This is a genomic window from Pseudomonas sp. B414 (genome assembly GCF_055408445.1).
In genome coordinates, this window is record NZ_JBUZTQ010000011.1 from 37,108 (window position 1) to 50,690 (window position 13,583).

The 13,583-nt window shown below is 59.7% G+C and carries 14 protein-coding genes and 1 pseudogene; 11 read left to right on the forward strand and 4 right to left on the reverse strand.

What is annotated here, in order from left to right; translation table 11 throughout:
- The first annotated feature begins 15 nt into the window (after positions 1-15).
- The 9 genes from paaK (at position 16) to paaZ (ending at position 9,347) form a co-directional block, all read left to right on the forward strand.
- Positions 16-1,341 (forward strand): phenylacetate--CoA ligase PaaK, encoded by a 1,326-nt coding sequence (paaK, locus tag ACZRMH_RS11745; RefSeq protein WP_464013516.1) that lies wholly within the window; start codon positions 16-18, stop codon positions 1,339-1,341.
- A gap of 270 nt (positions 1,342-1,611) precedes the next feature.
- Complete coding sequence (paaA, locus tag ACZRMH_RS11750; protein ID WP_464013517.1) at positions 1,612-2,601, forward strand: 1,2-phenylacetyl-CoA epoxidase subunit PaaA; 990 nt, start codon at positions 1,612-1,614, stop codon at positions 2,599-2,601.
- Between the two features lie 27 nt (positions 2,602-2,628).
- Positions 2,629-2,910 (forward strand): 1,2-phenylacetyl-CoA epoxidase subunit PaaB, encoded by a 282-nt coding sequence (paaB, locus tag ACZRMH_RS11755; protein ID WP_464013518.1) that lies wholly within the window; start codon positions 2,629-2,631, stop codon positions 2,908-2,910.
- Positions 2,911-2,918: 8 nt separating this feature from the next.
- Positions 2,919-3,686, forward strand: a complete 768-nt coding sequence (gene paaC, locus ACZRMH_RS11760; RefSeq protein WP_464013519.1) for a 1,2-phenylacetyl-CoA epoxidase subunit PaaC — start codon at positions 2,919-2,921, stop codon at positions 3,684-3,686.
- On the forward strand, positions 3,673-4,206 hold the full coding sequence (paaD, locus tag ACZRMH_RS11765) for a 1,2-phenylacetyl-CoA epoxidase subunit PaaD (protein WP_464013520.1): 534 nt from the start codon (positions 3,673-3,675) through the stop codon (positions 4,204-4,206). The genes paaC and paaD overlap by 14 nt, the downstream gene beginning before the upstream one ends.
- Positions 4,207-4,239: 33 nt before the next feature.
- Entirely contained in the window at positions 4,240-5,316 is a 1,077-nt protein-coding gene (gene paaE / locus ACZRMH_RS11770) for a 1,2-phenylacetyl-CoA epoxidase subunit PaaE (RefSeq protein WP_464013521.1), read from the forward strand.
- Between the two features lie 84 nt (positions 5,317-5,400).
- On the forward strand, positions 5,401-5,709 hold the full coding sequence (locus ACZRMH_RS11775) for a DUF485 domain-containing protein (RefSeq protein ID WP_464013522.1): 309 nt from the start codon (positions 5,401-5,403) through the stop codon (positions 5,707-5,709).
- On the forward strand, positions 5,604-7,268 hold the full coding sequence (locus ACZRMH_RS11780) for a cation acetate symporter (RefSeq protein WP_464013614.1): 1,665 nt from the start codon (positions 5,604-5,606) through the stop codon (positions 7,266-7,268). Before ACZRMH_RS11775 ends, ACZRMH_RS11780 begins: the two co-directional genes overlap by 106 nt.
- Before the next feature lie 24 nt (positions 7,269-7,292).
- Positions 7,293-9,347, forward strand: coding sequence for a phenylacetic acid degradation bifunctional protein PaaZ (gene paaZ / locus ACZRMH_RS11785; RefSeq protein ID WP_464013523.1), 2,055 nt, complete (start codon positions 7,293-7,295; stop codon positions 9,345-9,347).
- Between the two features lie 33 nt (positions 9,348-9,380).
- On the opposite strand, the gene ACZRMH_RS11790 is transcribed toward paaZ, so the two are convergent.
- The 4 genes and pseudogenes from ACZRMH_RS11790 to ACZRMH_RS11805 form a co-directional block, all read right to left on the reverse strand.
- A complete protein-coding gene (locus tag ACZRMH_RS11790) occupies positions 9,381-10,658 on the reverse strand; it encodes a type II toxin-antitoxin system HipA family toxin (protein WP_464013524.1) in 1,278 nt (425 codons plus the stop codon).
- A complete protein-coding gene (locus tag ACZRMH_RS11795; protein ID WP_464013525.1) occupies positions 10,651-10,968 on the reverse strand; it encodes a helix-turn-helix domain-containing protein in 318 nt (105 codons plus the stop codon). The genes ACZRMH_RS11790 and ACZRMH_RS11795 overlap by 8 nt, the downstream gene beginning before the upstream one ends.
- 127 nt (positions 10,969-11,095) lie before the next feature.
- On the reverse strand, positions 11,096-11,239 hold the full coding sequence (locus ACZRMH_RS11800; RefSeq protein ID WP_464013526.1) for a hypothetical protein: 144 nt from the start codon (positions 11,237-11,239) through the stop codon (positions 11,096-11,098).
- Between the two features lie 2 nt (positions 11,240-11,241).
- A pseudogene (locus ACZRMH_RS11805) lies at positions 11,242-12,411 on the reverse strand (ABC transporter transmembrane domain-containing protein); the annotation flags it as partial.
- Between the two features lie 177 nt (positions 12,412-12,588).
- Here ACZRMH_RS11805 and ACZRMH_RS11810 point away from each other — a divergent pair.
- Both ACZRMH_RS11810 and ACZRMH_RS11815 read left to right on the forward strand, forming a co-directional pair.
- Positions 12,589-13,233 carry a TetR/AcrR family transcriptional regulator gene (locus ACZRMH_RS11810; protein WP_464013527.1) on the forward strand — a complete coding sequence of 215 codons (645 nt, stop codon included), beginning with the start codon at positions 12,589-12,591 and terminating at the stop codon, positions 13,231-13,233.
- A gap of 99 nt (positions 13,234-13,332) precedes the next feature.
- Positions 13,333-13,500 carry a hypothetical protein gene (locus ACZRMH_RS11815; protein WP_464013528.1) on the forward strand — a complete coding sequence of 56 codons (168 nt, stop codon included), beginning with the start codon at positions 13,333-13,335 and terminating at the stop codon, positions 13,498-13,500.
- Positions 13,501-13,583: the final 83 nt, after the last annotated feature.

A 13,583-nucleotide genomic window follows, 5' to 3' on the forward strand; every position in this document is an offset into this window, starting at 1 on the left:
AATTCGAGTGAAGTCATGAACATGCCAATTGCCAAAACCGTGTTTGAAGCAGCCCTGGACCCGATTGAAACCGCCAGCGTCGACGAGCTGCGCCAGCACCAGCTCGAGCGCCTGCGCTGGAGTCTGAAACACGCCTACACCAACGTGCCGTTGTACCGGCAACGCTTCGATGCACTGGGCGTGCACCCGGACGACATCCAGTCGCTGGACGACCTGGCGAAACTGCCTTTCACCACCAAGGCCGACCTGCGCGACAACTACCCCTACGGCATGTTCGCCGTGCCGTCGCAGGACGTTGTGCGCCTGCATGCCTCCAGCGGCACCACAGGCAAACCGACCGTGGTCGGCTACACCCAGAATGACATCGACACCTGGGCCAATATCGTCGCTCGCTCCATCCGTGCGGCAGGCGGCAGACGCGGCGACAAGGTGCAGGTTTCCTATGGCTATGGCCTGTTCACCGGCGGCCTGGGCGCCCATTACGGTGCTGAACGCCTGGGCTGCACGGTGATTCCGATGTCCGGCGGGCAGACCGAAAAACAGGTCCAACTGATTAAGGACTTCCAGCCCGACATCATCATGGTCACGCCGTCCTATATGCTCAATATCGCCGATGAAATCGAGCGTCAGGGCATTGATCCGCACAAACTGGCCTTGCGTCTAGGCATCTTCGGTGCCGAACCCTGGACCGGTGAGCTGCGCAGCGCCATCGAAAACCGTATGGGCATCACCGCCCTGGATATCTACGGCCTCTCGGAAATCATGGGCCCGGGTGTGGCCATGGAGTGCGCGGAAACCAAGGACGGGCTGACTATTTGGGAAGACCACTTCTACCCGGAAATCATCGATCCGGTGACAGGCGAAGTGCTGCCGGACGGGCAGATGGGCGAACTGGTGTTCACCTCCCTGAGCAAGGAGGCCTTGCCCATGATCCGCTACCGTACCCGCGACCTGACACGCCTGCTGCCAGGTACTGCGCGGCCGATGCGGCGCCTGGACAAGATCGCCGGGCGCAGCGATGACATGCTGATCATTCGCGGCGTCAACGTGTTCCCGTCCCAAGTCGAAGAACAGGTTCTTAAAATAAAACACTTTGCAGAGTGCTATGAGATCCATCTGTATCGTAATGGCAATTTGGACAGCGTCGACATTCACGTTGAATTCAAGGCTGAACACCAGCACTTGAGTGATGAACAACAGAAAGCCGCGTGCAACGAACTGAGCCGGCATATCAAGACCCATATCGGCATCAGCTCACGCATCGTCCTGCAGCCAGTGCACTCGCTCAAACGCTCAGAAGGCAAGGCCTGTCACGTGTTCGACAAGCGACCGAAGGCTTGAAAACACTCCATTCACCGTAGTCGCTGCCGAGGAACGAAGGCTGCGAGCCCTTGCCTTGCAGCGACGCGAATACAAAGTTCGCAGCCTTCGTTCCTCGGCAGCGACTACAAGCCCTGCATGGCCCTGCCCTGCAGGGCTTTTTTTTTGCCCGCGAAAAAGCCAAAGCGATACAAAAATACATATGACACGACATTTTGTGTTTGATATTAAATTTTGTATCGCTTATAAAGTTGCCATGCCTTTGAACAGATTTATGGCGGGAGAAAACCCATGTACGCACAGCTTGTAGAAACCGGCGTCAAGCGCATCAAGGACCTGTCCGAAATGTGCGCAGAGGAGCGCGCCTTTCAGGAAAAAATCGATGCCGAAATCAAGATCGAAGCCAAAAACTGGATGCCCGATGCCTATCGGCAAACCCTGATCCGGCAGATATCCCAGCACGCCCACTCGGAAATTGTCGGCATGCTGCCCGAAGGCAACTGGGTCACCCGCGCGCCAACTCTCAAGCGCAAGCTGCAACTGATGGCCAAGATTCAGGACGAGGCCGGTCATGGTCTGTACCTGTACAGCGCCATGGAAACCCTGGGCGCCGACCGCGACGAAGAAGTCGCCAAGCTGCACAGCGGCAAGGCCAAATACTCGAGCATCTTCAACTACCCGACCCTGAACTGGGCCGACATGGGCGCCGTGGGCTGGCTGGTGGACGGTGCGGCAATCGTCAATCAGGTGGTGTTGCAGCGCACCTCCTATGGTCCTTACTCCCGGGCCATGGTGCGGATTTGCAAGGAAGAGAGCTTCCACCAGCGCCAGGGCTACGAAATCCTCCTGACCATGATGCGTCATGGTAATCAGGCGCAAAAAGACATGGTCCAGGACGCGATCAACCGCCTGTGGTGGCCATCGCTGATGATGTTTGGCCCAAGCGACGAACACTCCCCCAACAGTGCCCAGTCCATGGCCTGGAAAATCAAGCGCCAGAGCAACGACGAACTGCGCCAGCGCTTTATTGACCAGACCATCCCGCAACTGGAGCTACTGGGTTGCACCTGCCCCGACCCGGACCTGAAGTGGAACGCCGAACGCGGCCATTACGATTTCGGCGAAATCCAGTGGAACGAGTTCTACGAAGTGCTCAAGGGCAACGGTCCGTGCAACCACGAACGCGTAGCCACCCGGCGCAAGGCCATTGAAGACGGTGCCTGGGTCCGTGAAGCCGCCGTCGCCCACGCCCGTAAAAAACAGAACAAGAACGCCGCCTGATCGGCCACCTGATGTGGAGTTATTGATATGTCTGAATGGACCCTCTTTGAAGTCTTCGTGCGCAGCAAGCACGGCCTCAACCACAAGCATGTCGGCAGCGTGCATGCCGCCGACACGGCCATGGCCATCGAAAACGCCCGGGACCTGTACACCCGCCGCAGCGAAGGCGTCAGCCTGTGGGTGGTGCCTTCGGCCCTGATCACCGCCTCGTCCCCCGATGAAAAGGACCCGCTGTTCGATCCCGCGGACGACAAGGTTTATCGCCACGCCAGCTTCTACGAGTTGCCGGCCGAAGTCGGGCATATGTGAGGTCGACCATGAACAACAATAACAACAGCGATCTGATCGAATACCTGCTGCGCCTCGGCGACAGCGCCCTGATTCAGGGCCAGCGCCTGTGTCAGTGGTGTGGCAAGGCACCGGCACTGGAAGAAGAACTGGCACTGATGAATGTTGGCCTGGACCTGGTGGGCCAGGCGCGCAACTGGCTGGACTACGCCGCCGAACTGCTGGACGACGGCCGCGACGCCGACCACCTGGCGTTCCGCCGCGATGAACGGGCCTATCGCAACCTGCTGCTGGTGGAACAGCCCAACGGCGATTACGCGGTGACCATCCTCAAGCAATTCCTCTATGACGCCTGGCACTTGCAAGTACTCAACGGGCTGAGCCAGTCCAGCGACGAGCGCATCGCCGGGATCGCCGCCAAAGCCGTCAAAGAAGTTACCTATCACCTGCGCCGCTCAGGCGAATGGGTCGAGCGCCTGGGTGACGGCACTGAACAAAGCCATGCCCGCATGCTGGCAGCCATCCCCGAAGTCTGGCGCTTCACCGTCGAGCTGATCTGTGCCGATGACAGTGAACAACGCCTGTGCGCAGCCGGCATTACCCCGGACACCGCCCACGTTGCAGCTAACTGGCAAACAACCGTCGGCAAGATTTTCACCAGCGCCACTCTGCCCGTGCCTGCTACGCCCGGCTACTTCTACTTGAATGCGCGCCGCGGCCTGCATTCCGAACACCTCGGCATTCTGCTGGCCGAGATGCAATCACTGCACCGAGCGTACCCCGATGCAACCTGGTGAGCTGATCACCAGCGACCAGGGCGCACGGCCAGCGCAACCCGCCGACCTGGCCAACGCATGGGCAACCCTGGCGCAGGTCATGGACCCGGAAGTGCCGGTGGTCAGCGTGGTCGACCTGGGTATCGTACGCGGTCTCGACTGGCAGGCCGGGCATCTGCATGTGGTGGTCACACCGACCTACTCCGGCTGCCCCGCCACTGAAGTGATCGAGAGCGATATCCGCCAGGCACTGGAACTGGCCGGGTTCAAGGCACCGTTACTGGAGCGCAAATTGACTCCGGCCTGGACCACCGACTGGATCAGCGACAGTGGTCGTGAACGCTTGCGCGCCTACGGCATCGCCCCGCCGGTGGGCAGTACCAGCAAACGCAGCCTGCTCGGTGAAAGCCCGCTGATTGCCTGCCCGCAGTGCGCCAGCACGCACACCGAAGTGCTCAGCGAGTTTGGCTCCACGGCCTGCAAGGCGCTGCACCGCTGCCGCGATTGCCTGGAACCGTTCGACTATTTCAAGTGCATCTGAGCGGCAATCGGCCGTCCCAGTTGGAGAATAATAATGAGCAAATTTCACCGCCTGACCATCAAGGACGTGCGTAACGAGACCCGTGACGCGGTGTCCATCGCCTTCGAGATTCCACAGCACCTGCAAGACAGCTTTCACTTCACCCAGGGCCAGCACCTGGTAATGCGCACCCTGCTGGACGGCGAAGAAGTGCGCCGCTCGTATTCGATCTGCACCGGGATCAACGACGGTGAACTGCGCATTGCCGTCAAACGTGTACTCGGCGGGCGTTTCTCAGCCTTTGCCAACGAGCAGTTGAAGGCCGGGGACAGCCTGGAAGTGATGCCACCAGCGGGGCATTTTTGCGTAGAACTCGACCCGGCCCGCCAGGGCAACTACCTGGCCGTTGCCGCAGGCAGCGGCATCACGCCGATTCTGTCGATCATCAAGACCACCCTGCAGACCGAGCCACACAGCCGCGTAACGCTGCTTTACGGCAACCGTTCGAGTTCCGGGGCGCTGTTTCGCGAACAACTGGAAGACCTGAAAAACCGTTACCTGCAGCGGCTGAACCTGATCTTTGTGTTCAGCCGCGAGCAGCAGGATATCGACCTGTACAACGGTCGTATCAATGCCGAGAAATGCGAACAACTGTTTTCCCGCTGGCTCGATATCAAATCCCTCGATGCGGCGTTTATCTGCGGCCCGCAGGAAATGACCGAAATCGTGCGCGACAGCCTCAAGGCCAAGGGCATGCCGGGCGAGCGCATTCATTTCGAACTGTTCGCCGCCGCAGGCAGCCAGCAAAAGCGTGAGGCCCGCGAAGCGGCTCGACAGGTCGATGCCCAGGTCAGCCAGATCACCGTGATCAGTGATGGCCGCGCCCTGGCTTTTGACCTGCCGCGCAACAGCCAGAGCATTCTTGATGCGGGCAATGCCCAGGGCGCCGAATTGCCTTACTCGTGCAAGGCCGGGGTGTGTTCAACCTGCAAATGCAAGGTAATCGAAGGCGAAGTGGACATGGACAGCAACCACGCCCTTGAAGACTACGAAGTGGCGGCTGGCTATGTACTGTCGTGCCAGGCCTACCCGGTCAGCGACAAGGTAGTGCTGGATTTCGATCAGCTTTAAAGCCCGTGATCCCGTAGCAGCCTCGTTGCGCGAGTTAGCGACTACAAAATGCAGCACAAAAACAACAATAAGAGAGCAATCATCATGACGCCTCAAGACGTGGAACTGATCAGCAAGCACCCGGACTTTATCCAGCTGGTGCAGCGTAAACAGAAACTGTATTGGCCGCTGTCGCTGATCATGCTGGTGATTTATTTCGGCTTCGTATTGCTGGTGGCCTTTTCTCCGAACACCCTGGGCCAGTCCCTGAACGGGGGCGTGACATCCGTGGGCATGCTGGTGGGCGTATTGGTCGTGCTGGTGGCCTTTGCGCTGACTGGCTTTTATGTGTTTCGCGCCAACCATGTGATCGATCCGCTCAACGAGAAGCTGAAAAAGGAGTGCGAGCAATGAACTGGGATGCGATCGGCATGTTCCTGGTGTTTGTGCTCTTTACCCTCGGCATCACTCGCTGGGCCGCATTGCGTACGCGCTCTGCCAGCGATTTCTATACAGCTGGCGGTGGCATGACCGGGTTTCAGAACGGCCTGGCAATCGCCGGTGACATGATCTCGGCCGCGTCCTTTCTGGGCATCTCGGCGATGATGTTTCTCAATGGCTATGACGGTTTGCTCTATGCCCTTGGGGTGCTGGCCGGCTGGCCGATCATTCTGTTCCTGATTGCCGAGCGCCTGCGCAACCTGGGCAAATACACCTTCGCCGATGTGGTGTCCTATCGCCTGGAGCAGACGCCTGTGCGCCTGACCTCGGCTTTCGGCACCCTGACCGTGGCCCTGATGTACCTGGTGGCGCAAATGGTCGGCGCAGGCAAGCTGATCGAGTTGCTGTTCGGCATCGATTACCTCTATGCGGTGCTGCTGGTCGGCGTACTGATGGTGTTTTACGTGACCTTCGGCGGCATGCTCGCCACCACCTGGGTGCAGATCATCAAAGCCGTAATGCTGCTGTTCGGCACCTCGTTCATGGCCTTTATGGTGCTCAAGCATTTCGGTTTCAGCGTGGAGGCGATGTTCGCCGGGGCCACCGCAGTACATGCCAAGGGCACTGCAATCATGGCTCCCGGTGGCTTGCTGTCGAACCCGATCGATGCCATTTCCCTGGGCCTTGGCATGATTTTCGGCACCGCCGGGCTGCCGCATATCCTGATGCGTTTCTTTACTGTCAGCGACGCCAAGGAAGCGCGCAAAAGCGTGTTCTACGCCACCGGGTTTATCGGTTACTTCTACCTGCTGCTGATCATCGTCGGCTTCGGCGCCATTGTGATGGTAGGCACCGACAGTGCATTCCGTGATGCCAGCGGTGCGATTATCGGCGGCCCCAACATGATCGCCGTGCACCTGGCCCAGGCGGTGGGTGGCAACCTGTTCCTCGGCTTTATCTCGGCGGTGGCCTTCGCCACCATTCTGGCGGTGGTGGCCGGGCTGGCGTTGTCCGGTGCTTCGGCGGTGTCCCACGACCTGTATGCCTGCGTGATCCGCAAGGGACAGGCCACGGAGAAACAAGAGATGCGCGTGTCGCGTATCGCCACGCTGTGCATTGGCGTTCTGGCAGTCATTCTCGGCCTGCTGTTCGAGTCGCAAAACATTGCCTTCCTCTCCGGCCTGGTGCTGGCCATTGCCGCCTCGGTGAATTTCCCGGTGCTGTTCCTTTCCATGTACTGGAAGGGCCTGACCACTCGCGGCGCAGTGATCGGCAGCCTGGCCGGGCTGATCTCGGCGATCGTGCTGCTGGTGCTGAGCCCGGCGGTGTGGGTCAACGTGCTGCATTACGACAAGGCTCTGTTCCCCTACTCCAACCCGGCCCTGTTCTCCATGAGCCTGGCCTTTTTCAGCGCCTGGCTGTTCTCCGTCACCGATCTTTCGCCTCGCGCCAGCCTTGAGCGTGGCCGCTACCTGGAGCAGTTCATCCGCTCCATGACCGGTATCGGTGCCAGCAGCGCCAGCAAACACTGACTTTAATTATCTGGAGAAAGCTTTATGACTCACGCCCCAACCCTGCAAAGTTTTATCGCCGGTCGCTGGATCGGCCAGCACGGCGCCCAAGTCTTGCGCAGCGCCATCGACGGCCATGCACTGGCGTACACCCATGAAGAGCGCCCGGACTTCGCCGAGGCCATCGAGCACGGTCGCCGTCAGGGCGTCAGCGGGCTGATGGCGCTGGACTTCCAGCAACGGGCGCAACGTCTCAAGGCGTTGGCCCTGTACCTGAGTGAGCGCAAGGAACAGCTGTACGCCATCTCCCACCACAGCGGCGCCACGCGCGCCGACAGCTGGATCGATATCGAAGGTGGCAACAGCACGCTGTTCACCTACGCCAGCCTCGGCTCCCGGGAACTGCCTTCGGGCAATATCGTCCACGAAGGCCCGGCCATGCCGCTGAGCAAACTGGGCACCTTTGCCGGCACCCATATCCTGGTACCCCGCGGCGGCCTGGCCGTGCATATCAACGCCTTCAACTTCCCGATCTGGGGCATGCTGGAAAAGTTCGCGCCGAGCTTTCTGGCGGGCATGCCGTGCATCGTCAAACCGGCCAGCGCCACCAGCTACCTGACCGAAGCTGTGGTGCGCCTGATGGATGAGTCCGGCTTGCTGCCGGCGGGCAGTCTGCAATTGATCATCGGCAGCACCGGCGACCTGCTCGACCGCCTGCAAGGCCAGGACGTAGTAACCTTTACCGGCTCTGCCGACACGGCGGCCAAGTTACGGGTGAACCCCAACCTGATCCGCAACTCGGTGCCGTTCAATGCCGAAGCCGACTCGTTGAACTGCGCGATTCTGGCCCCGGACGTGACCCCGGACGATGAAGAGTTCGAGCTGTTTATCAAGGAAGTCGCCCGGGAAATGACCACCAAGGCCGGGCAAAAATGCACCGCCATTCGCCGCGCCATTGTGCCGGCCAAACATATCGATGCTGTCGCCAGCCGCTTGCGTGAGCGACTGGCAAAAGTAGTGGTGGGCGACCCTTCTGTTGAAGGCGTGCGCATGGGTGCGCTGGCGTCCCACGACCAGCAAAAGGACGTCGCTGAACGTTTGCAAAGCCTGCTGCAGAGCAGCGATATGCTGTTCGGGGCCCGTGACGGTTTCGAGCCTCGCGGTGAAAACGTCAGCCAAGGGGCGTTCTTTGCCCCAACCCTGCTGCACTCACGGGACCCTCACGCCGAGGGCGGTGCTCACGATATCGAAGCGTTCGGCCCGGTCAGTACGCTGATGGCCTACGACGACCTGGACGAGGCCCTGGCCCTGGCCGCCCGCGGTAAAGGCAGCCTGGTGGCGAGCCTGATCACCAAAGATCCGCGCATCGCGGCCAAAGCAATCCCGGTTGCGGCGGCCTGGCACGGCCGCCTGCTGGTGCTCGACCGCGAATCCGCTGCCGAATCCACCGGCCATGGTTCGCCCCTGCCCCAACTCAAACACGGCGGCCCGGGTCGTGCCGGTGGTGGCGAGGAGCTCGGCGGCCTGCGAGCGGTCAAGCACTATCTGCAACGCGCCGCGGTACAAGGCTCACCCACCATGCTCGCGGCGGTGACCGGCGAATATGTGCGCGGCGCCAAGGTGATCGAAACCGAGGTTCACCCTTTCCGGCGGTTCTTCCAGGACCTGCAGATCGGCGAATCACTGCTCACCCATCGACGCACCGTGACCGAGGCCGATCTGGTGAACTTCGGCTGCCTGTCCGGGGATCACTTCTACATGCACTTTGACGATATCGCCGCCAAGGAATCGCAGTTTGGCAAGCGCATTGCCCACGGCTATTTCGTCCTGTCGGCGGCGGCTGGCCTGTTTGTCTCGCCAGCGCCGGGGCCGGTGCTGGCCAACTACGGCCTGGATACCCTGCGCTTTATCAACCCGGTAGGCATCGGCGACACCATCCAGGCGCGCCTGACCTGCAAGCGCAAAATCGATCAGGGCAAGAACAGCCCGCAAGGCATCCCGCAAGGGGTTGTGGCCTGGGATGTGGAAGTCACCAATCAACTGGGGGAGCTGGTAGCCAGTTACGATATTTTGACCCTGGTGGTCAAACGCGAGGGGTAAATGGTCTCAAGAGCCTGACCTGAGGTGTCAGGCTCAACGCCCGGTTTTGCGGTCGCGCAGCAGGCCAATGTTTTCGTCGATTCGGCCTTGAATCGTATCCAGAGTGTCTTGGGTGATCATGTGGGGGAACATGTTCTCGGCCAAAACCGAAAACTGGCTGGCGACGCGACAAATATTATCAATGATGCCACCTGCGGCCTCCATTGAGACCTCTGCTTCGTCTGCCAGGCTGAACATTGCGCCGCGATCAATTTCCAGCGCCTCACCCATCACATCCATCTGGTGGTAACCGCCCGGGCCTTCGCAGAAAGTCACGTCATAGGCTGGCGCCAACTGCCACGTACCCGACGGTGACATGACGTAGGCAAAGTTCTTGGGGTGATCGTCCCGGTTGTTGAACGCGATATTAAAGACCGCACGCTCGTAGGCGATGGCTTTCTCTCGCACATCGTTGGTACACATCTGTGTCGCACGCAAGAAGTTGACATAGTCCAAACAACCCGGCGACTTATAGTCGGCCCCGGTAAAGGCTGCAAGGCTTTGCATGGGCACGCGCTGACCATTTATTCGATCAAAGCGTTTGCTCGCGAAAGCGGCCAGCCCGTTGGGAAGATTGAAGTGCTGCGTGTCCGGGGTCTGGATGCCGCACATGCGTAAACACTCGGCATAGACCATTTCAATTGCACACACCTCTGGATGTTCTTCTTTGGCCGGGAACTTGATCAGCCAGGCTTCAAAGCCCGGTTTGGCTGCGGTAGTAAAGCCTCCGGTTTGAACATCGCGATAGACCAGCGCCTTTGGCCGTGCGCCTTGTGGCGAGCCCCCCACCAGCAGTAACTTCTGCAGGAATTCCCCGCCATCGCCTTTGAGCACTTCTTGAATTTCGGCGGCGAGCAGTTCAAGGGGGATATGCGCTTGCGGCTCCTGCCACTCGGGGGCCAAAGGCTCGAACGACATTGCCCCCATGGCATTGTTACCAATATAGGCCAGTCGCTCCAGCGGTCCGATGCGTGCGGTGTTTAAGCCTCGACGCTTGAACAACCGGTCCATCAACAGCATGCCCCATCCGTCAGGCAGCGAGTCATAGACCGGACCTGGCAGGCCCAGTTGATGGAGCGCAAAGCCCCGACGTAACTGATGGCCTTGCAAAGGAAGAGTGTAAGAGGACAGCTCCAGGCCGCGACTCTTCGCCTCATGGCTGTACTCAAACACAATCTGTGGGCGACCGGTGATAGCGGTCGTAGACACTAGCGTGCCCCACAGCCAATGCTCGCCCCAGCCATTGTAATAGACGTCAACTTGCTCAAGCATTGTCGGGCTTCCTCTTGGCGCGATGACGATTGAGACTGTTTTCGTAGCGCCGTATGTCTTCAAGGCTATCCAGCTTTGGCAAGAACAGTCCTTCGAGTTCCTTGGTGCGCCCAAGCACCATGGCCACACGGACCACACTCTCAAATCCGACATTGCGCCCGGCTTCGAGATTGGACACGGTATTGGCGGCGATACCCGCACGACCAGCCAGTTCGGCTTGGGTCATCTGCAGAGCCAGCCGCTCAGTGCGTAAGCGATCACAGAGTCGCTTGACGATCTCGCTCGGCTTACTGAAACTTAAATCCAGCATAATATGTCTTCCATAGCCAAGAGCTACTTAATACACAAAATTATAGAATTAATGCATAGTTGGTTCAAGGCGCATAATCCCCTGTGGCTCTGGCCGTACACCACCAGAGCCACAGGTTCATATGCGCTTAGAAGTCCACCGTCGCCGACAGCCCAAAAGTGCGTGGCGCCCCCAGGCCCAGGCTCGACAGCAGCGGCGCGCCCCAATAGGCCTTGTTGGTGACATTGGTGACGCTGGCGCGCAAGGTCACCGGGCGGCTGGCCACTTGCATGGCATAGCGGCTAGGGTCGACTTGCCGGCACCGGAACGGCCGACAATCGCGGTGGTAGTACCGGGCTTGAGCGTCAGGTTGATATCCGCGAGCACCTGGTGCCCGCCGTCATAGGCGTAGCCAACATGCTCCAGGCAAATCTCGCTGCCCTTGGGCGTCTGCTGCATGCCCTGTTCCAGCACGGGGGTTTGCAACAGAGCCTGCACGCGCCCGGCGGCGCCGACGGCGTGGTTCAGGTCATGGGTGATGTAATGCAGCAACAGCAAGGGACCGCACAGCCCAGGAGTGACCAGGGCAAACGGCAGCACATCCAGCGCTGTCATCCAGCCCAGCGCCACAAACAAGGTGCCGAAGACCAGTACCACGCCCAGCACCGCCACCGGTGCGATCATCGCATTAGCATTGGCCATCGAGCCCACCAGCGGCCGCGTAAAGCCGATAAAGGCCCGAGCAAAGCCATCAACGGCCTCCCGGTAACTGCCGTGCACCTTGTCACCGGCAGCAAATGCCTTGAGCACCGGCATGCCATTGACGAACTCGACCACGGCGTTGTCGATACGGCCCATGCCGGCGACAAACGCCTGCATATTGTGCTCGCTGGCCTTGACCGCCCGGGTGAAGAACAGAAAGAAACCGGGGAACGGCAGGATCGAGACAATTGCCAGGCGCCAGTCCAGCGCAAACAGATAGACCAGCGAAATCACAATGGCGCCACTCGCTCGCCCCACCGTCGTATAGAAATGCGCGGTCAGGCTGTGCAGCGTATTGATGTCGTCCTGTATCGCCTGCTTGACCTCCCCCGATGCCCGGCCGGTAAACCAGCCCAATGGCACACGGCTCAGACGCCGGACAATGGCCAGACGCAAGTGATGGGTGATGCGATTGTCGGCCAGATGCGCAAGCAACTCAGCGGCCGTGATCAGCAGCATACCCAGGCACAGGCTCGCTACAGCGACCAGTACCGCCCACCACAACTCGCCCGAGGCAACCTCTACGTGACCCAGCACGATAGTGGCGATATGAGCAATTGCAGCCAGCGGCACCAGGGTCAGCATCGCCCCAACTGCGGCGAGCATGGCGGCGACGATCAGGCGCCCACGGATAGGGGCCAGTAGCTGGCTGATCGGGCCGCGCACCTTGGGGTTGGCCGAGGCCGTATGAGGAGAGTCCATTGAAGTCAAGCGTCCGCAAATACAGAAAAAGGAATGGCCGGAGGGGCTTCAAGCGGTGTTGGATCACATGGGATCGCCCCGGGAATCAGAATCTTAATTAGTTGCATGACTATAAACTAATTTGCGAAATGCTGACAAGCCAGCTAAAAGACAGCCCTCACCGTTCAAGGATTTGTCATGAAAGCGCCACAAGCACCTGCCACCCGAGGACGTCCCCGCACCATCACCCGCGAACGTATCGTCGACGCGGGCATCGAAATGGGCTTGCCGAACATCACCTTTGTCGGCGTTGCCGCCGCCTTGGGGGTCAGCCATATGGCGCTGTACAAGCACGTTGCCAATCTGGAGGCGCTCAAAAGCATGGTCGCCGAGGAGATCTTCACCCGCTGGCAGATACCGCGGGCAAACGCTGACCAACCAGGGAACCTGAAAGCGTACTTGCTCGAATTTGCCACCTCGGTACGGGTGTTCGTAAAGGCCCACCCCGGGCTGACGCCTTACGTGATTCGCAGGCTCGCCGCGACGCAACCGATGCTGGCCAAGATCGAAGAACATCAGCGCCATATCGCGCAGGTCTATGCCATACCCAGGGAACACGCCCGCTGGTTACTGGCGACCATTGCCTTCCACGGCATTGCCGTAGCCGACACCGTGTATTCGGTCACCGCTCGCGACCCCCTGCTGGAAGCGGACCGTGCGGGTGAAGAAGCGGAAATGGAGGCCGAACTGGCCCAGGGGATGCGCGCCCTTATCGTCGGTGCCCTGGCGCTGCTCGAAGAAGACGATTTCAGCGTTGCCCCGGCCATCAAGAAACCTGCATAGCCCCCGGGCAATGCAACCTTAAACTGCCATGGAACTACTGAGCCAGAGCGGGTCAAACCAATTCATATCGTTCATGTGGTTGAACGCAGGAGTTGGATGATGAATAGCAAAACGACCCACGGCTGGGCATGGGCCTATAGCAAGATTCGCGGCCTGCAATGCACACGACTGACCTCGGCCTACAGGGCGACCCTGTACGTACTGCGAGGGGATACGGGCACCTTTCACAGCGATTTGAGCTGGCAAAAAAACCGTATCCGGCGGTAATCGCGCAATCGAACTTTAAACCTGATGCCCTATCTAAATGTTTAGGAGCATCAGGCTCCTTCAACAATGTATTGCAAACTATC

Bases quoted from the DNA above. Each gene is read 5' to 3' on its own strand.
- paaK (WP_464013516.1), top strand. From the start codon at position 16: ATGAACATGCCAATTGCCAAAACCGTGTTTGAAGCAGCCCTGGACCCG.
- paaA (WP_464013517.1), top strand. From the start codon at position 1,612: ATGTACGCACAGCTTGTAGAAACCGGCGTCAAGCGCATCAAGGACCTG.
- paaB (WP_464013518.1), top strand. From the start codon at position 2,629: ATGTCTGAATGGACCCTCTTTGAAGTCTTCGTGCGCAGCAAGCACGGC.
- paaC (WP_464013519.1), top strand. From the start codon at position 2,919: ATGAACAACAATAACAACAGCGATCTGATCGAATACCTGCTGCGCCTC.
- paaD (WP_464013520.1), top strand. From the start codon at position 3,673: ATGCAACCTGGTGAGCTGATCACCAGCGACCAGGGCGCACGGCCAGCG.
- paaE (WP_464013521.1), top strand. From the start codon at position 4,240: ATGAGCAAATTTCACCGCCTGACCATCAAGGACGTGCGTAACGAGACC.
- ACZRMH_RS11775 (WP_464013522.1), top strand. From the start codon at position 5,401: ATGACGCCTCAAGACGTGGAACTGATCAGCAAGCACCCGGACTTTATC.
- paaZ (WP_464013523.1), top strand. From the start codon at position 7,293: ATGACTCACGCCCCAACCCTGCAAAGTTTTATCGCCGGTCGCTGGATC.
- ACZRMH_RS11790 (WP_464013524.1), bottom strand. From the start codon at position 10,658: ATGCTTGAGCAAGTTGACGTCTATTACAATGGCTGGGGCGAGCATTGG.
- ACZRMH_RS11795 (WP_464013525.1), bottom strand. From the start codon at position 10,968: ATGCTGGATTTAAGTTTCAGTAAGCCGAGCGAGATCGTCAAGCGACTC.
- ACZRMH_RS11800 (WP_464013526.1), bottom strand. From the start codon at position 11,239: ATGCAAGTGGCCAGCCGCCCGGTGACCTTGCGCGCCAGCGTCACCAAT.
- ACZRMH_RS11810 (WP_464013527.1), top strand. From the start codon at position 12,589: ATGAAAGCGCCACAAGCACCTGCCACCCGAGGACGTCCCCGCACCATC.
- ACZRMH_RS11815 (WP_464013528.1), top strand. From the start codon at position 13,333: ATGAATAGCAAAACGACCCACGGCTGGGCATGGGCCTATAGCAAGATT.